Raw genomic sequence first — 16456 nt, forward strand, 5'->3', positions numbered from 1 at the left:
AACATGCCGCCCAGCAGCATCACGCCCAGCAGCAACGCCGCCATCGCGGCCAGCGCCTCGACCGCATAGCGCAGCCGCGCCGCGCCAGCGCCGGACAGGCGGCTGCCCAGACGCGTCGCGGCGCTCCCGGCCGCAACAGCCAGGCAAGCCAATGCCGCCACGGTCAGCCCCGTGCCCAAACCCATCGCCAGCGCCGATGCGACGCCGGCAAGAAAGAAATTCTGCGACAACGCGAACACCAGCACGATCAACGCGCCGCTGCAGGGCCGCAGGCCCACCGCGAAAATCGCCGACCACGCGCGGCGCCAGTTCATCGGACCGGCAACCTGTTCCGGCGCGGGTACGTGCGCGTGTCCGCAACCGCAGTCGTGGTCATGATGATGATTGTGATCGTGGTGATGCGCTTGGACCTGAACCTGCGGATTGCCGTGCGCATGCTTGTGCGCGTGTTCGTGATCATGCCGGTGCTCGTGTACGTGCTCGTACACGTGCTCATGCCCGTGCGCATGTTCGTGCGCCTGCACCGGCGTATCTGCATGGTCACGCGTCCCAGTCCGCCGCAGCAACGGCCTCACCGCCTTGACCCACACCAGCCACACGCCCAACAGCGTCACCAACGCATACGACGCCAACTCCAGCCAGCGCGTGGCTTCGTTCATCGTTGCCGCCGTCGCGTTGAATACCAGCGCCAGCACCGCCACCATCACGATCGCCACCAGCGCCTGGATCAGCGAAGACGCCAAGGCCAGCAGCGCACCGTTGCGCGCCGTCTGGCGGTTGGCCAGGACGTACGACGAAATCACCGCTTTGCCGTGACCCGGTCCCAGCGCATGAAAGACGCCGTAGGCAAACGACAGACCGACCAAAGCCCACGCTGCGCCGCCGTCCGCCTGCCAGGCACGGACAGCGCCCGTCAGTTGCCGGTAGAAATGCGACTGCCAGACAGACACGCTGCCAAAAAAACTGGACAGCCAGCCGGGACCGGCAAGGCCGCTCCCGCTTTCCGGCACGCCAAAGGGATGCGCGCCTTGCGCGGCCGCAATCGGCAGCCCACCGAGCATCAGCAGGACGATAGCCAGCGCGCGCGCGCAGCGGCTTACGGGCATCGCACCTCGATGCGGTGCGTGAGTCCCTTGGTGATGGCGAACAGTTCGTCGGGCAAGGCGTCCGGGTCGGCCGGGATCGCGGCCAGTTCCTGCATGGTTTTCCAATCCAGTTCCTTGGGCTTGCGGTAATCGGCCTTGCAGGCCGCGCCTTGCGGACCGCCGAGCGACACCGCCCCCTTCTCTTCAAATGCGTAGGCCACGAAATAGGTGGGGTCGTAGATGTCCACTTGCGCGCCGCCCGCGCCAGGCGCGACGGGCTCGGCCAGCGGCAGCGTGAAGGACAGCGTCAGCCGTGTGGTCTTGGGGTTCCAGTCGACGCGGGCGTCGCGAGGCGTGGCGAATGCCGCGCTCTTGCCGTCAACGGTGACGCGCGTGAAGTAATGCGAGATCGGCTCGCCCAGCGCCTTCATCCAATCCTGCGCCATGCCTTTCAGGGTGTCGGCGGGAAGCGTCCCGTCCTTGGCCTTTTTCAGCCCCTGCGTCGCGTAGGCGCCGAACATTTCGTCGAACCGCCACACCTGCCGCACGGCGGTGATGCGCTGCTCGGCATCGACGTCGATCTGCGCGCGCGCATCGATCCACATGTGCGGGTGCGCGCTGGCGGCGCCCGCCGCCAGCAGCGCCGCCACGGCGCTCAGGGTTGCAAGGCCGCGGCAAGCTGGCGTGCGTTCCATTCAAACATTTCCAGGTAGGTGGCGCCCGGCTGTCCAGGCTTGGACAGGGCATCGGAGTAGAGCGTACCACCCACCTTTGCGCCGGTCTCGCGCGCGATCTGCTGGACCAGTTTCGGACTGCTGATGTTCTCGACGAACACCGCGGGCACCTTGTCGCGCCGCACCTGTTCGATGATCGCGGCCACCTCGCGCGCCGACGGCTCGGCGTCGGTCGATACGCCCATTGCGGGGATGAACGTCACGCCATATGCGTCGCCGAAATAGCCGAACGCGTCGTGCGAGGTGACGACCTTGCGGCGATCGGCGCCGATGGCGGCAAAGGTCTTGCGCAGGCTGGCGTCCAGCGTCTGCAGCTTGGCGATGTAGGCGTCGGCGCGTTGGCGATACGCCTGCGCATGCGCGGGATCCGCGGCGGCCAGGCCGTCGGCCACGTTGCGCGCGTAGATCACGCCGTTCGCCAGGCTCTGCCAGGCATGCGGGTCGGCGTCGCCATGGTGATGGTGATGACCGGGCTTGTGGTCGTGGTCGTCGTCGTCATGGTCATGGTCATGGTCATGGTCATCGCCGTGCTTGTGATCGTGACCGTCCTTGTGATCATGATCGTGATCAGCCCCGTGCGCGTGCCCATCGCCATGCCCCGCGAACTTGCGCGGCGTCACGCCCTTGGACGCCGTCACCGTCTGTCCGGCGAACCCGGACGCCTTCGTCAGCTTGGGCAGCCAGGTCTCGAAGTCCAGGCCGTTCACCACCAGCACGCGCGCATCCGCGAGCTTTTTCGCATCGCCCGGCGTGGGTTCGTAGCCGTGCGCGTCACCGTCAGGCCCGACCAGCGTCGTCAGGCTGATGTCGGCGCCGCCCACTTCCCGCACGATGTCGCCCAGGATGGAAAAGCTGGCCACCACTTTCAGCGGCTCGGCCGCCTGCGCGGCCCCCAGGACGGCCGACAGGCAGACGCCCGCCATGGCCAGCAGTGCGCGGCGGCGTGCCGGCAGAATCGAACGCATGGTCAATCTCCTTATGAAGTCTCAGGCAGGGCGCGCGCGGCGCGTTGCCCGCAGCAGCCCGCCTTGCGGGCCGCCCACGATGGAAAACAGATAGCAGGCGCCGGCCGCCAGGATGATCGCGGGCGAGGCCGGCACGTCGAAGTGATAGGAGACCAGCAGCCCGGCCACTGATGAGGCCACGCCGAGCGCCGCCGACAGCGGAATCTGACGGGCCGCGCTGCGCACCCAGAACCGCGCCGCGGCGGCCGGCAGCATCATGATGCCCACCACCATCAGCGTGCCCAGCACCTGAAAGCCCGCCACCAGATTCACCACGACCAGCACCAGAAAGCCCATGTGCACCACGCCGCCCATCCCGCCGCTGGCGCGCAGAAATCCCGGGTCCAGGCATTCGGCCACCAGCAGCCGGTAGATGGCCGCCAGCACAAGCAAGGTCACACTGGCCGTGGCGGTCACCAGCAGCAAGGCCGCGTCGTCCAGTCCCAGCACCGTCCCGAACAGCACGTGCAGCAGGTCCATGTTGGAGCCGCGCAGCGACACCAGCAACACGCCCAGCCCTAGCGATATCAGGTAGAAGGCGGCAAAGCTCGCGTCCTCGCGCAGCGGCGTCAGCCGGGCCACCAGCCCCGCCAGCATTGCCACGGCCAGTCCCGTGGCAATGCCGCCCAGCATCATCGCGCCGAGCGACAGGCCGGCCATCAGAAAGCCCACCGCCACACCCGGCAGGATGGCGTGCGACATGGCATCGCCCATCAGGCTCATGCGCCGCAGCACCAGAAAGACACCCAAGGGCGCGGCGCCCAGCGACAGCGCGCAAGCACCCGCAAGCGCGCGCCGCATGAAGCCGTAATCGAGGAACGGCGATACCACCCACTCCACGAGCGTCATGCCCAAGCTCCCGCGTGGCGCTGGCGCGCCGTCTTCAGATGCGCCTCGCTCAAGGTGGAGGCGGTGTCGCCCCAGGCCACCACTGACCCGGACAACAGCAGACTTTCCGGAAAGTGATCGCGCACCAGATCCAGGTCGTGCAGCACCGCGATCACGGTACGGCCCTGTCCATGCAGGCCGCACAACAGCGCCATCAGTTCCTCGGCGGTGTGGCTGTCCACGGCCGCGAAGGGTTCGTCCAGCAACAGCACCGGCGCGTCCTGCACCAGCATCCGCGCAAACAGGGCGCGCTGCATCTGCCCGCCCGACAGCGTATCCACGCCGCGGCCGGCGCAATCGGCCAAGCGAACAGTTTCCAAGGCGTGCATGCAGCGGTCCAGCTCGTCGTTGCTGAACGCGCGCCATGCGCCGACCCGGCGCCACGCACCCATGGCCGCCAGGTCCAGCACTGTCGTCGGAAACGAGCGGTCCAGTTCCGCTGCCTGCGGCAGCCACGCCAGCGCCGAACGCCCGGCGCCCTGAATGCGCACGCTGCCCGTCATTGGACGCAGCACGCCCATGATGCCCTTGATGAGCGTCGATTTGCCCGCGCCGTTGGGTCCGACCACGGCCGTCATGCCGCCGGGCGCAAAGCTGCCCGAAACCGCGCGCAACGCCGCGCGCCCATGCCAGCCGAACGATGCGTCGACCAGCTCGACCGTGATGGGCGCCGCGTTCACCGCGGCCACCAGTCCAGCGCCCAGGCGGTCAACGCCCACAGCGCGATGCCGGCCATCAGGGCGAAAGCCATGCGGCGCCAGGCAGAAACGAGAAACGCGGAGCGGGACGGCGTGCCCCGGCCGGGCGCGGCGCCGGGCCGCGGGGGCAGGAGCGAGAAATGGGACATGGCAGGCAACAACGGAAATCGGCAACGACGGGAAAGCGGCAACCGCAGCAACAACATCCGAAGCGGCGGCATTTTTATTATGTTATATCATAACTAAACCATGTCGGCGTCGCAGCCGGTTCCCGCACGCGGGGGTTTTCTGCTACCTTCCAGGCATCTCGCGCGCGCGTCGCGCGCGCTTCCCATTCAGATAAAGCCCGCCATGTCCGCTCCGTCCCGTCCACCCCGCAACGACAGCGTTGGCGCTCAGCTCAGCGTCGCCGAAACGCTGTGCGCGCAGCGCGGACGCCGCCTGACCCCCATCCGCCGCAAGGTCCTCGAACTGTTGCTGCGCCATGGCCGCAGCCTGAAGGCCTACGAGCTGCTGGACGCCATGCGCGCCGTCCACCCCGGCGCCGCGCCGCCCACGGTGTACCGTGCGCTGGACTTCCTGATGGACGAAGGCCTCATTCACCGCCTGGACGCCGTCAATGCCTGGAGCGCCTGCCACGACGCCGGCGGCGCACCGCATGACCTGCTCGTCGTCTGTACCGGTTGCGGCGCCGTCGCTGAAGTCTCCGACCCGGCCATGAGCCGTCAATTGGCCGAACGCGTTGCCCAGACGGGCTATGCGCTGGCTACGCATGAAACCGAAATCCGCGCGCTGTGCCCGCAGTGTCAGAAGACCCAGCCGGCCGACGCGGGTCATCACCACCATCACCACTGATTGGGCGGGCGCCCCTGAGGCGTTTCATCCATTGGGTGCGCCTTATCCCTGGACTGGTCTCATTCCCGCCGCGCCTCATCCTTGGATGAGCCCCATTTCAAGCTGCATCTCATCCTTAAGATGCGCCCCATCGGCTGCACCATTTCAAGCCCGCCCGCCCCGGTGCCGCCGGCTCGCCCTTGAATTCGGGCAAACCGCCCCAAAATAGAGGTATCGCCCGATACTTGACGGCGATCGGCTGCCATCTGGCGGCCACGGCCCCCCGGGTTGGCCCGGGGTTTGCCCCCTGCCCCCGACTGTGCTGTAATCCTGCGTCCGGCCGCTATCGGTGGCTCTCGCAGCCTGTGGCAGACATCAATCGGCAGGGACTGAAAACCCCGTCAGGCGCTGTGTTTCGCGCTCTGACATCACGCTAGCAGCTTCGCCATGAACACCCCGCGCAGTTTGGACAAAATGGTTCCCGTCACCATCCTCACCGGCTTCCTCGGTGCGGGCAAGACCACCCTGCTCAAACGCATCCTGACCGAATTCCATGGCCGCCGCGTCGCCGTCATCGAAAACGAATTCGGACCCGAAAGCATCGACAACGACCTGCTCGTGCAGGATAGCGACGAAGAAATCATCGAGCTGTCCAACGGTTGCGTCTGCTGCACGGTGCGCGGCGACCTGATGCGTACCCTGTCCGAGCTGCGCGCCAAGCGCGAAGCCGGCGAACTCACTTTTGAACGCGTCATCCTCGAAACCACCGGCATGGCCAACCCCGGCCCCGTGTGCCAGACGTTCTTCATGGATGACGACATCGCCGAGTACTACCGCCTGGACGCGGTGGTCACCGTGGTCGATGCCAAGCACGGCATGTCCACGCTCGACGAACAACCCGAAGCACAGAAGCAGGTCGGTTTCGCCGACCGCATCCTGATCTCGAAGAAAGACCTGGTCAACGAAGTCGACTACGAAGCGCTGCGCCACCGTCTGGTTCACATGAACCCGCGCGCGCCGATCACCGCGGTCAACTTCGGCGACGTCGACCTGAAGTCCATCATCGACATCAGCGGCTTCAACCTGAATTCCATTCTGGACATCGACCCGGAGTTCCTGGCCGATGAGCATCCGGACGCCGCGCACAACCATGCCCACGGGCACGATCACGACCATGATCACGGCCATGGCCATGACCACGATCACGATCATGACCACGACGGCGAATGCGGCGCGCACTGCAATCATGCCCATCATCACCACCCCAAGCACGACGACGAAATCGGCGCGTTCGTGTTCCGTTCCAACAAGCCGTTCGATCCCGCGCGCCTTGAGGAATTCCTGGGCGGCGTCGTGCAGGTCTATGGTCCCGACCTGATGCGCTACAAGGGCATCCTGTACATGAAGGGCATCAACCGCCGCATGTTGTTCCAGGGTGTGCACATGATGATGGGCGCCGAACCCGGCAAGCCGTGGACCGCGGCCGAAAAACCGTCCACCAAGATGGTGTTCATCGGACGTAAGCTGCCCCAGGAGATTTTTACCCGGGGCTTGGAGCAGTGCCTGGCGGGGTAATCCCCATTCCTGCGTGACGCGATGCGACGAAGGCAGTACTGTGAGGTACGGATAGCGTAGGCAACAAGTAACACGGACCGGGACGGACGCCCGCGCCAGGATCGATTCATAGTGGAGTGTTTACATGGCTACCAAGGCAGCAACCAAAAAATCAAGTAAGTCGACGAGCGATACGGCGATTGATCTGCCCAGCGAAAAGGAATTGCTGGCCATGCCCGAGTCGGACTATATGAACGACCGCCAATTGGCGTTCTTCAAGGAACGGCTCAAACAACTCGAGCAGGACATTCTGGCCAACGCCGGCGAGACCACCGAGCACCTGCGTGAAACGCAATTCGTGCCGGATCCCGCCGACCGCGCCACCATCGAGGAAGAGCACGCCCTGGAACTGCGCACCCGCGACCGCGAGCGCAAGCTGCTCAAGAAGGTGCAGCAATCCATCGCCCGCATCGACAGCGGCGAATACGGCTGGTGTGAAGAAACGGGCGAGCCCATCGGCATCCCCCGTCTGCTCGCCCGCCCCACGGCCACCCTGTCGCTCGAAGCGCAGGAACGCCGTGAAATGCGTCAAAAGCTGTACGGCGACTGATCCGTCCCGCTTCCGCTCCGTCCCTGAAAGGCCATGCCGGTTAACCGCATGGCCTTTTTTCTACTTGATATCCCAGCGACCGCCCCCAGCTAAAACTTTCAACGGAAGGAACGCATGGAACAATTTCACGCCACCACCATCGTGTGTGTGCGCCGCGGCAACCGCGTCGCGCTGGGCGGCGATGGCCAGGTCACCCTGGGCAACATCGTCATCAAGGGCACTGCCCGCAAGATCCGCCGCCTGTACCACGACAAGATTCTCGCTGGCTTCGCCGGCGCCACCGCCGATGCGTTCACGCTGCAGGAACGCTTCGAAGCCAAGCTCGAAAAGCACCAGGGCAACTTGATGCGCGCCGCGGTCGAACTGACCCGCGACTGGCGTACCGACCGCGTCCTGCGCCGTCTGGAAGCCATGTTGATCGTGGCCGACGCCGAGCATACGCTGGTTCTCACCGGCAATGGCGACGTGCTGGAACCCGAGCACGGGCTGGCTGCCATCGGCTCCGGCGGCGCGTACGCGCAATCGGCTGCGTTGGCCCTGCTGCGCAACACCGACCTGCCGCCCGAGACGATCATCAAGCAGTCGCTCGAGATCGCCGGCGACCTGTGCATCTACACCAACCAGAACCACGTCATCGAAACGCTGGGCGACTGACGCCCGCCGCGCGGCGCAGCCTGCGCCGCGGCGCCCTCCCAGCCCGCCTTAGCTTCAAGGATCCGCCCTCATGTCCGCATCCAACATGACGCCCGGAGAGATCGTCTCCGAACTCGACAAGTACATCGTCGGCCAGAACCGCGCCAAGCGCGCGGTTGCGGTGGCACTGCGCAACCGCTGGCGCCGCCAGCAGGTCGCCGAACCTCTGCGCCACGAAATCCATCCCAAGAACATTCTGATGATCGGCCCGACTGGCGTCGGCAAGACCGAGATCGCGCGCCGCCTTGCCAAACTGGCCAATGCGCCGTTCATCAAGATCGAAGCCACCAAGTTCACCGAGGTCGGCTACGTGGGCCGCGACGTGGACACCATCATCCGTGACCTGACCGAATACTCCATCAAGCAGACCCGCGAACTGGAAATGCGCCGCGTGCGCACCCAGGCCGAGGACGCCGCCGAAGACCGCATCCTGGACGCCCTGGTCCCGCCGCCCCGCGGCGCCTCGGGTGAGCCCCAGCGCGGCGAGGACAACAGCGCCCGTCAGACGTTCCGAAAGCGCCTGCGCGAAGGCCTGATCGACGATCTGGAAATCGAGATCGAAGTCGCCCAGACCGTGCCGCAAATGGACGTCATGACGCCCCCCGGCATGGAAGAAATGGCCGAGCAGCTGCGCGGCATGTTCGCGGGCATGGCGCGGGACAAGAAAAAGCCCAAGAAAATGAAGGTGCGCGAAGCCTTCAAGCTCATCGTCGACGAAGAAGCCGCCAAGCGCGTCAATGAAGAAGACCTGCGCAGCGTTGCGATCAACAACGTCGAGCAGAACGGCATCGTCTTCCTGGACGAAATCGACAAGATCGCCGCCCGCCAGGAATCCGGCGGCGCCGATGTCTCGCGCCAGGGCGTGCAGCGCGACCTGCTGCCGCTGGTTGAAGGCACTACCGTCAACACGCGTTATGGCATGGTCCGCACCGACCACATTCTGTTCATCGCGTCGGGCGCGTTCCACCTGTCGCGTCCGTCGGACCTGATCCCCGAACTGCAAGGCCGCTTTCCGATCCGCGTCGAACTTGAATCCCTGACCGCCCAGGACTTCGTGCGCATCCTGTCCGACACGGATGCGTCGCTGACCAAGCAATACACGGCGCTGATGGCGACCGAGGACGTCGAGCTCGAGTTCACCGACGAAGGCGTTCGCCGCCTGGCGGAACTGGCCTTCGAGGTCAACGAAACCACCGAGAACATCGGCGCCCGCCGTCTGTACACGGTGATGGAAAAGCTGCTGGACGAGCTTTCCTTTGACGCCACGTCCAGCCAGGACAAGCACGTCAAGATCGACGCCGCCTACGTCAACTCGCAATTGGCCGAAGCTGCCAGCAGCCAGGACCTGGCCCGTTACGTGCTCTGACGCCCCGGGCACCAGCGACCCGCCGCAGACGCAAAAAAACCCCGCCGCAACGCTTTGCGGCGGGGTTTTTTCTTTGGGACAGCGTCAGTTCGTGATCGCCGTCACCACGTACTTGCCGTCTTTGCGCGTAGCGGTAAACCGCACCTTGTCGCCCGCCTTGATATTGGCCAGCAACGCCGGATCGGCCTGGTAGACCAGCGACATTGCCGGCAGGTCCAGCGCCTTGATGGCGTCGTGCTTGATCGTGACCTTGCCCGCTGCGGCGTCCACGCGCCGCACCTCGCCCGTGGCATCGGCCTGCTGCGCGAAAGCGACTGGCGTCGCCAGCGACACGACCGCCATTGCGGTGGCAACGGCCATGGGCGTTGCGTACTTGCGGTTAAAACCCATATGTAACCTCCCTATGCGATCCAAGCGGCCGGGCGCCTACGGTGCTCCTGCCGCTTTTTACAGTGCTAGGATACTGCGCGAATGCAACCGTTCCGCTGCCAGTGCGCAACAATCCTGACGGTTGTTTGCGGGGCGGCCCTGCTTGCGGGTTGCGCTTACCGTCGGAAGCAAGCCTCCAACTCTTCTCACTGAATCAAAAAACCATGGCCAACCGCTTATCCGTCATTGCCACCCGCACCGGCGACGATGGCACCACCGGGCTCGGGGACGGATCCCGAATCCCTAAGGACGCCCCGCGCATCGCCGCCCTGGGCGATGTGGACGAACTGAACAGCGTCATCGGCCTGCTGCTCACTGAAACCCTGCCGGACGACGTGTCCGCCGACCTGCTCACCGTCCAGCACGACCTCTTCGACATGGGCGCGGAGCTTTGCATCCCCGGCCATGCCGCGATCACGCAAGAGCAGGTTGCTCATCTGGATACGCGGCTCGCGCACTACAACGCGGCGCTGCCACCGCTACGCGAGTTCATCCTGCCCGGCGGCTCGCGGCCGGCAGCAGTGGCGCACATGGCGCGCACGGTGGCCCGACGTGCCGAGCGTGCGGTGGTCGCGCTGGCGGGTGTGGAAAGCGTCAATGCCCCGGTCCGGCAGTACTTGAACCGGTTGTCGGATCTGATGTTCGTGGTGGCGCGTTACCTGAACAAAACGCTGGAGGTGGGTGACATATTCTGGACAAGCCCAAACGCCCGTAAGGGCACGTAAGCCCTGCGAGGATTTGAAAGCCTTCCCAGGCACACGGATTTCTCTACACGTCGATTACGGCCCACACTCTGTTTCATCTAGCCGGTCAAACCTGCTCGGTTACGGCATAATGACGGGTTATAGAGCGGGTTTGCGCACCGCGCTCACGGCTCAAGGATCCAATAGAGAATGAGTATTATTGTCACCGGCGGCGCCGGCTTCATCGGTTCGAATTTCGTGTTGGATTGGTTCGTGGAAGGCACCGAACCTGTCATCACGCTCGACAAGCTCACTTACGCGGGCAACCCAGAGAACCTCGCGTCCTTGGCCGGCAATCCCCATCATCAGCTTGTCGTGGGCGATATCGGAGACACCAAGCTGGTGGCCGATCTGCTTGCCAAGCACAAGCCTCGCGCTGTCCTCAACTTCGCTGCCGAGTCGCACGTGGACCGCTCGATTCACGGCCCTGGCGAATTCATCCAGACCAATATCGTCGGCACGTTCCATCTCCTGGAGGCCGTCCGCGCGTATTGGTCGGCACTGCCCGAACAGGAAAAGCAGGACTTCCGTTTCCTGCACGTTTCGACCGACGAAGTCTACGGCTCACTCAGCAAAGATGATCCCGCCTTCCGCGAGACCAACCCGTACGAGCCCAACAGCCCGTACTCCGCGAGCAAGGCGGCCAGCGACCATCTGGTCCGTGCGTACCACCACACCTATGGCCTGCCGGTCCTGACCACGAATTGCTCGAACAACTACGGTCCGTACCATTTCCCTGAAAAGCTGATCCCGCTGGTGATTCACAACGCGCTTGCCGGCAAGCCGCTGCCTATCTACGGCGACGGCCAGCAGATCCGCGACTGGCTCTACGTGAAAGACCACTGCAGCGCCATTCGCCGCGTGCTGGACCAAGGCAAGCTGGGCGAAACCTACAACGTCGGCGGCTGGAACGAGAAGGCGAACCTGGACGTCGTGAACACGCTGTGCGAACTGCTCGACGAGCTCAGCCCGCGCGCCGACGGTCAGTCCTATAAGCAACAGATCACCTTCGTGAAAGACCGCCCTGGCCACGATCGTCGCTACGCGATCGATGCCGGCAAACTGGAGCGCGAACTGGGTTGGCGACCGGCGGAGACATTCGAGAGCGGGATTCGCAAGACGGTTCAGTGGTACCTCGATAACCAAGCGTGGGTGCATAACGTCACTAGCGGCAACTACCGGGACTGGGTTGCGACGCAATACAACGCGTAAGCATCCGGCATGGCAATCACGACCGTAGCGCGCTTCGGCGCCCATCGGTCGTGAATTCAACCCGCGCTAAAGCCAGCCGGCGCATTTTCCGCGCCAGGCGGCCTTAATCATTGGCGCCTCATCTACCCCCAACAAAGCGATCATCCGCACAGGCAGACCAGTGAGCAAGCAAGTCGCCATCCTTCTCTGTACATACCAAGGCCAGCAGTATCTGGCCGAACAATTGGATTCGTACTCGCGGCAGTCATATGCTCATTGGGATCTTTGGGTATCGGACGACGGCTCAAAGGACGGCACCCGGCCAATCCTTCAGTCCTATAACGAGAAATGGGGCGACGCGCATCGCGTTGCCGTTTTCGACGGGCCCAAGAGGGGATTCGCAGCAAATTTCCTTTCGCTTCTGTGCCAGCCCACAATCGAAGGCGACTATTTCTCGTTTTCCGACCAGGACGACATCTGGGACCCGGAGAAAATTGAACGGGCCGTTCAATGGCTGGATACGGTTCCGGCCGACACTCCCGCGCTTTACTGCAGCCGGACGCGACTGGTGGACGAGAACGATACTGAAATCGGGCTGTCTCCGCTCTTTCAACGGCCCCCTCACTTCAAGAATGCACTCGTGCAGAATATCGCTGGTGGGAACACCATGGTGTTCAATCAAGCCGCCCGCGCGCTACTGCTCAAAGCCGGCCCCACTGTTGATGTCGTTGCACACGACTGGTGGGTATATCAGGTCATCAGTGCCTGCGGTGGCACGCTGCATTACGATGCTCGCCCTGCGTTGCGGTACCGTCAACACGGCGGAAATCTCATCGGATCCAATAACGGACTCAGTGCGCGTTTACGGCGCGTCAGCATGCTGTTTGAAGGACACCTGAAGGACTGGAACGAGCGGAACATTCGCGCTCTCGGTTCGCTGCAGTCCGACATGTCAAATGAGGCTCGTGACACCTTTGTACGATTCGGCGAAGCCAGACGCGGCTCAGCGCTTGGCCGCGTCAATGGCGTCCGCAGCTCGGGCGTCTATCGCCAAACCGCATTGGGCAATATAGGTCTGCTTGCAGCAGCACTATTCAACAAGATTTGACCTATGAAGATACTATTGTTGGGAAAGGGGGGAAACGTTGGACAGGAACTGCAACGTACTCTCCTGCCTTTCGGTGACGTAATAGCAATGTGCCGGCAGGATATCGATCTAGAAGATATCCCATCTCTGAACGAAGCGCTTTCCAGGCAATCGCCGGACGTTATCGTAAATGCCGCCGCATACACCGCAGTGGATCAGGCGGAGTCAAATGCGACCAGCGCCCACCGCATCAATGCGGACGCTGTTGCGGCCATGGCCAATTATGCGAGGTTGAGCAATTCATTGCTTGTCCACTACTCGACGGATTATGTATTCGACGGATCAAAGGATGACGCCTACGTCGAAAATGATTCGCCTAATCCTCTGAGCGTATACGGCAGCTCCAAGCTGGCGGGTGAAATTGCCATCCAGGAGAGTGGCTGCCAAGCCATCGTGCTGCGCACCAGCTGGGTGTATTCGTCACACGGCAGCAACTTCGTAAAAACCATTTTGCGTCTTGCGAAAGAAAGAGACGAACTGCGGATCGTCGCCGACCAGTTTGGCGCACCAACCTCCGCCGAATTGATTGCTGACGTTACGGCGCTGGCCCTAGCCGGATACCGCAGCAAGAAACTCCCTCGCGGAGTTTTTCATTTGTCTGCATCGGGCAGCACCACCTGGCACGGCCTGGCCCGTCATATCGTGCAAAGAGCGCTTGAAAATGGGGCGGATTTGAAAGTATCGCCCGATCGCGTTGTTCCGATCAAAACCGAGGAATATCCGGTCCCAGCTAGACGGCCAAAGAACTCTCGGCTGGATACCCAAGCGCTGACTAAAGCGCTAGGATTGGAACTGCCGCATTGGACCGCGCATGCGGATCGGGTGATAGATCAACTTACAAAATGGGACACTCAGCTATGAAACGCAAAGGCATTATCCTGGCAGGTGGCTCCGGCACGCGCCTGCACCCCGCCACGCTCGCGATCAGCAAACAACTGCTGCCAGTTTTTGATAAACCGATGATCTACTACCCGCTCAGCACTCTGATGCTGGCTGGTATCCAAGATATTCTGATCATCTCCACCCCACAAGACACGCCTCGCTTTGAGCAACTGCTCGGCACGGGCGAAAAATGGGGCCTGAACTTGCAATATGCCGTCCAGCCATCGCCCGACGGCTTGGCCCAGGCCTTCATCATCGGCGAACAATTTATCGGAAATGATCTGTCGGCGCTGGTGCTTGGCGACAACATTTACTACGGCCACGATTTTCATCAGTTGCTGGGCAGCGCCAACGCGCGCACTGACGAAGCTACCGTGTTCGCGTATCACGTCACTGATCCCGAGCGCTATGGCGTCGCCGAATTCGACACAAACGGGAAAATGCTCTCCCTTGAGGAAAAACCCGCCAAGCCGAAATCCAATTATGCGGTGACCGGCCTTTATTTCTACGACAAGGACGTCGTCAGCATTGCCAAAAGCGTGAAGCCCTCCCCCCGCGGAGAGCTGGAAATTACCGACGTGAACCGCGTCTACCTGGAGCGCGAAAAGCTGTCCGTGGAAATCATGGGTCGCGGGTATGCCTGGCTAGATACGGGCACCCATGAATCGCTGCTTGAAGCCGGTCAATTCATTGCGACCCTGGAGAACCGCCAAGGCCTGAAGGTGGCTTGCCCTGAAGAAATCGCCTTCCGCCAAAAGTGGATTTCTGCTGAACAGCTCGAAACGCTCGCAGCGCCGTTGGCCAAGAATGGCTATGGAAAATACCTCCAACGCCTCCTCACTGACACGGTTTACTGATATGAAAGCCACACCGCTATCCATCCCTGATGTCATTCTGTTCGAGCCCAAAGTGTTCGGCGATGAACGCGGCTTCTTCTTTGAGAGCTTCAATCAGCGCACTTTCGAGGCAGCCGTCGGCCGTTCCGTCGAGTTCGTGCAGGATAACCACTCCAGCTCCGCGAAAGGCGTCCTGCGCGGTCTCCATTACCAGATCAAACAGACGCAAGGCAAGCTGGTGCGCGCGACAGTCGGCACGGTTTTTGACGTAGCGGTCGATCTTCGTCGGTCGTCCCCCACGTTCGGGAAGTGGGTTGGCGCCTTGCTGAGCGCCGAGAACAAACACCAGCTCTGGGTGCCCGAGGGATTCGGCCACGGCTTCGCCGTGTTGTCGGAGCGCGCGGAATTCTTGTACAAGACGACCGATTATTACGCCCCGGAGCACGAGCGATGCGTGCTTTGGAATGACCCCCAGTTGCAGATTGATTGGCAACTGGAGCAGGCTCCGACTTTGTCCGCCAAGGATCAAGCCGGGAAGACGCTGGGTGAAGCGGAGGTCTTCGCCTAGCAATAATGGCGCCCGCAGCAAAAAACCCCAACGCTTGGATCGGATCCAACCGTTGGGTTTTTTTTTCTGCAATTAGTGCGAGAGGCTGCGCGTCCTGCCTCGGTACCAGCACCAAGTCATCCAGGCAGCGCTGAACGCGAAGATGATGTACACGACCCTGGAAAACAAAAAATACCGATATTCCACTTCCGACATGAATGCGGTAATTGCGGCAGAACCGAATGCGGCGATCACCACTATGGAAAGCCACGGTCGCGCAAAAAAAACGGATGCCAGCGATGCCAAGCCAACAACGATGAAAATCGCCTGGAAAAAGAAAAGGTCGGTGCTGCTGTAATCGAGAATATGAGGCGTGTGATCCACTGGCGCAGCGCCTAGCGACGGCGTCCAATAAAACTTGAAAAGGCCGTGAAAGAACTTGACTGCCAAAAACTCAAAATCTGATACTGGCCTTGCAAGCGAGGCTGCGTAAGCACCTTCAGCGGGCAACGAGTAGGCTATCAACTCGACGTATGGCTGCTTCGTCGATTCGGCGTATACCAGCATCGCCTGGGGCTCATAAAACCACGGTATGCCGGTATGCAGATAAACCCAAAACAGCTGCAGCAGACAAGTTCCGGCGCCTAATGCAAAAAGCGTCGCCGAAATCGCAGCGGCTTTCGACCTCAGTCTGATCGAATAGGCGAACCAAACGAAAACCATCAAGGCCAGAACTATGACGTAGTTTTGCCTGAACAACACCGAGCACCCCGCTAGCGCTCCGCCTATAAGCGCCGCACCCGGACGCGGCGTCAAGCCCCCAGAGGATGCTATGGCAATGCCCGCCATGAGCAGACACAAGCTCTGGATATCGGCTAGACGCAACGGCAAATAACCTACGGTCTGGACCAACATCACGAACCAAAACGCCGTCACCACCGCCCACGACCGCGCTTTCCCTCGAACATTCATCGACGCGCTCGGCGCTTCAAATGCGCTGATTCGAGAAAACAACGTCCACGCAGAGAAGATCAAAACCAACAGGCAAATCAGGTTCAACAGCAGAGTGACGTAGGTCACAGTCACCGGATCAGAAGCCACCAGCGACGGAAATGCGTAGTAGAGCAGGATGCCAACAGGGCGTAGCCCGTTATAGCAACCCATGAAGTCTCCACTCACGATATGGCGACCACACGCGAGTCCGAGTTCCCGATA

At 62.3% G+C, this 16456-nt stretch carries 18 protein-coding genes; 11 read left to right on the plus strand and 7 right to left on the minus strand.

Going from position 1 to position 16456, the window contains the following annotated elements:
- The 5 genes from B3446_RS28230 to B3446_RS28250 all read right to left on the minus strand — a co-directional run.
- Positions 1-1106, minus strand: a 1106-nt coding sequence (locus B3446_RS28230; protein ID WP_291387486.1) for a nickel/cobalt transporter, incomplete at its 3' end; no start/stop codon positions are given.
- Positions 1097-1780, minus strand: a complete 684-nt coding sequence (locus tag B3446_RS28235) for a DUF1007 family protein (RefSeq protein ID WP_409558290.1) — start codon at positions 1778-1780, stop codon at positions 1097-1099. The genes B3446_RS28230 and B3446_RS28235, both read right to left, overlap by 10 nt.
- The gene (locus B3446_RS28240; protein ID WP_291387488.1) at positions 1741-2784 is read right to left on the minus strand and encodes a metal ABC transporter solute-binding protein, Zn/Mn family; all 1044 of its coding nucleotides are present in this window, start codon (positions 2782-2784) and stop codon (positions 1741-1743) included. Before B3446_RS28240 ends, B3446_RS28235 begins: the two co-directional genes overlap by 40 nt.
- A gap of 21 nt (positions 2785-2805) precedes the next feature.
- A complete protein-coding gene (locus tag B3446_RS28245) occupies positions 2806-3672 on the minus strand; it encodes a metal ABC transporter permease (RefSeq protein WP_291387490.1) in 867 nt (288 codons plus the stop codon).
- A complete protein-coding gene (locus B3446_RS28250) occupies positions 3669-4391 on the minus strand; it encodes a metal ABC transporter ATP-binding protein (protein ID WP_291387530.1) in 723 nt (240 codons plus the stop codon). The genes B3446_RS28245 and B3446_RS28250 overlap by 4 nt, the downstream gene beginning before the upstream one ends.
- A 369-nt stretch (positions 4392-4760) precedes the next feature.
- Here B3446_RS28250 and B3446_RS28255 point away from each other — a divergent pair, with 369 nt between their 5' ends.
- The 5 genes from B3446_RS28255 to hslU all read left to right on the plus strand — a co-directional run bounded on the left by B3446_RS28255 (position 4761) and on the right by hslU (position 9466).
- Entirely contained in the window at positions 4761-5264 is a 504-nt protein-coding gene (locus tag B3446_RS28255; protein ID WP_056327248.1) for a Fur family transcriptional regulator, read from the plus strand.
- Positions 5265-5690: 426 nt separating this feature from the next.
- Complete coding sequence (locus B3446_RS28260) at positions 5691-6818, plus strand: CobW family GTP-binding protein (protein WP_191577591.1); 1128 nt, start codon at positions 5691-5693, stop codon at positions 6816-6818.
- Positions 6819-6942: 124 nt separating this feature from the next.
- The gene (gene dksA / locus B3446_RS28265) at positions 6943-7407 is read left to right on the plus strand and encodes an RNA polymerase-binding protein DksA (RefSeq protein ID WP_056327244.1); all 465 of its coding nucleotides are present in this window, start codon (positions 6943-6945) and stop codon (positions 7405-7407) included.
- Positions 7408-7521: 114 nt separating this feature from the next.
- Positions 7522-8061: an ATP-dependent protease subunit HslV gene (gene hslV, locus B3446_RS28270; RefSeq protein ID WP_056327243.1), complete on the plus strand. Its 540-nt coding sequence runs from the start codon at positions 7522-7524 to the stop codon at positions 8059-8061.
- A 70-nt stretch (positions 8062-8131) separates the two neighbouring features.
- Entirely contained in the window at positions 8132-9466 is a 1335-nt protein-coding gene (gene hslU, locus B3446_RS28275) for an ATP-dependent protease ATPase subunit HslU (RefSeq protein WP_175124909.1), read from the plus strand.
- A gap of 84 nt (positions 9467-9550) precedes the next feature.
- Here hslU and B3446_RS28280 read toward each other — a convergent pair whose 3' ends face one another.
- Entirely contained in the window at positions 9551-9856 is a 306-nt protein-coding gene (locus tag B3446_RS28280) for a copper-binding protein (RefSeq protein WP_175124908.1), read from the minus strand.
- 203 nt (positions 9857-10059) lie between these two features.
- On the opposite strand from B3446_RS28280, the gene B3446_RS28285 reads away from it, so the two are divergent.
- The 6 genes from B3446_RS28285 (at position 10060) to rfbC (ending at position 15262) form a co-directional block, all read left to right on the plus strand.
- Entirely contained in the window at positions 10060-10620 is a 561-nt protein-coding gene (locus tag B3446_RS28285; protein WP_291387496.1) for a cob(I)yrinic acid a,c-diamide adenosyltransferase, read from the plus strand.
- Positions 10621-10788: 168 nt separating this feature from the next.
- On the plus strand, positions 10789-11850 hold the full coding sequence (gene rfbB / locus B3446_RS28290; RefSeq protein ID WP_191577588.1) for a dTDP-glucose 4,6-dehydratase: 1062 nt from the start codon (positions 10789-10791) through the stop codon (positions 11848-11850).
- Between the two features lie 160 nt (positions 11851-12010).
- Entirely contained in the window at positions 12011-12937 is a 927-nt protein-coding gene (locus B3446_RS28295; protein WP_191577587.1) for a glycosyltransferase family 2 protein, read from the plus strand.
- A 3-nt stretch (positions 12938-12940) separates the two neighbouring features.
- Positions 12941-13837 (plus strand): dTDP-4-dehydrorhamnose reductase, encoded by an 897-nt coding sequence (rfbD, locus tag B3446_RS28300; protein ID WP_191577586.1) that lies wholly within the window; start codon positions 12941-12943, stop codon positions 13835-13837.
- On the plus strand, positions 13834-14715 hold the full coding sequence (gene rfbA, locus B3446_RS28305; RefSeq protein ID WP_175186208.1) for a glucose-1-phosphate thymidylyltransferase RfbA: 882 nt from the start codon (positions 13834-13836) through the stop codon (positions 14713-14715). The genes rfbD and rfbA overlap by 4 nt, the downstream gene beginning before the upstream one ends.
- Position 14716: 1 nt before the next feature.
- Entirely contained in the window at positions 14717-15262 is a 546-nt protein-coding gene (rfbC, locus tag B3446_RS28310) for a dTDP-4-dehydrorhamnose 3,5-epimerase (RefSeq protein WP_291387532.1), read from the plus strand.
- Positions 15263-15334: 72 nt separating this feature from the next.
- On the opposite strand, the gene B3446_RS28315 is transcribed toward rfbC, so the two are convergent.
- Complete coding sequence (locus tag B3446_RS28315) at positions 15335-16405, minus strand: hypothetical protein (RefSeq protein ID WP_291387501.1); 1071 nt, start codon at positions 16403-16405, stop codon at positions 15335-15337.
- Between the last annotated feature and the right edge of the window lie 51 nt (positions 16406-16456).

Source organism: Achromobacter sp. UBA5777, assembly GCF_002418565.1.
Taxonomy (GTDB): domain Bacteria; phylum Pseudomonadota; class Gammaproteobacteria; order Burkholderiales; family Burkholderiaceae_B; genus Achromobacter; species Achromobacter animicus.

Excerpts from the sequence above, each read along its gene's own strand:
- rfbB (WP_191577588.1), top strand. The coding sequence starts at position 10,789 with ATGAGTATTATTGTCACCGGCGGCGCCGGCTTCATCGGTTCGAATTTC.
- B3446_RS28315 (WP_291387501.1), bottom strand. The coding sequence starts at position 16,405 with ATGGGTTGCTATAACGGGCTACGCCCTGTTGGCATCCTGCTCTACTAC.
- rfbC (WP_291387532.1), top strand. The coding sequence starts at position 14,717 with ATGAAAGCCACACCGCTATCCATCCCTGATGTCATTCTGTTCGAGCCC.
- B3446_RS28240 (WP_291387488.1), bottom strand. The coding sequence starts at position 2,784 with ATGCGTTCGATTCTGCCGGCACGCCGCCGCGCACTGCTGGCCATGGCG.
- dksA (WP_056327244.1), top strand. The coding sequence starts at position 6,943 with ATGGCTACCAAGGCAGCAACCAAAAAATCAAGTAAGTCGACGAGCGAT.
- rfbA (WP_175186208.1), top strand. The coding sequence starts at position 13,834 with ATGAAACGCAAAGGCATTATCCTGGCAGGTGGCTCCGGCACGCGCCTG.
- rfbD (WP_191577586.1), top strand. The coding sequence starts at position 12,941 with ATGAAGATACTATTGTTGGGAAAGGGGGGAAACGTTGGACAGGAACTG.
- hslU (WP_175124909.1), top strand. The coding sequence starts at position 8,132 with ATGTCCGCATCCAACATGACGCCCGGAGAGATCGTCTCCGAACTCGAC.
- B3446_RS28260 (WP_191577591.1), top strand. The coding sequence starts at position 5,691 with ATGAACACCCCGCGCAGTTTGGACAAAATGGTTCCCGTCACCATCCTC.
- B3446_RS28235 (WP_409558290.1), bottom strand. The coding sequence starts at position 1,780 with ATGGAACGCACGCCAGCTTGCCGCGGCCTTGCAACCCTGAGCGCCGTG.
- B3446_RS28280 (WP_175124908.1), bottom strand. The coding sequence starts at position 9,856 with ATGGGTTTTAACCGCAAGTACGCAACGCCCATGGCCGTTGCCACCGCA.
- B3446_RS28255 (WP_056327248.1), top strand. The coding sequence starts at position 4,761 with ATGTCCGCTCCGTCCCGTCCACCCCGCAACGACAGCGTTGGCGCTCAG.
- B3446_RS28245 (WP_291387490.1), bottom strand. The coding sequence starts at position 3,672 with ATGACGCTCGTGGAGTGGGTGGTATCGCCGTTCCTCGATTACGGCTTC.
- hslV (WP_056327243.1), top strand. The coding sequence starts at position 7,522 with ATGGAACAATTTCACGCCACCACCATCGTGTGTGTGCGCCGCGGCAAC.
- B3446_RS28285 (WP_291387496.1), top strand. The coding sequence starts at position 10,060 with ATGGCCAACCGCTTATCCGTCATTGCCACCCGCACCGGCGACGATGGC.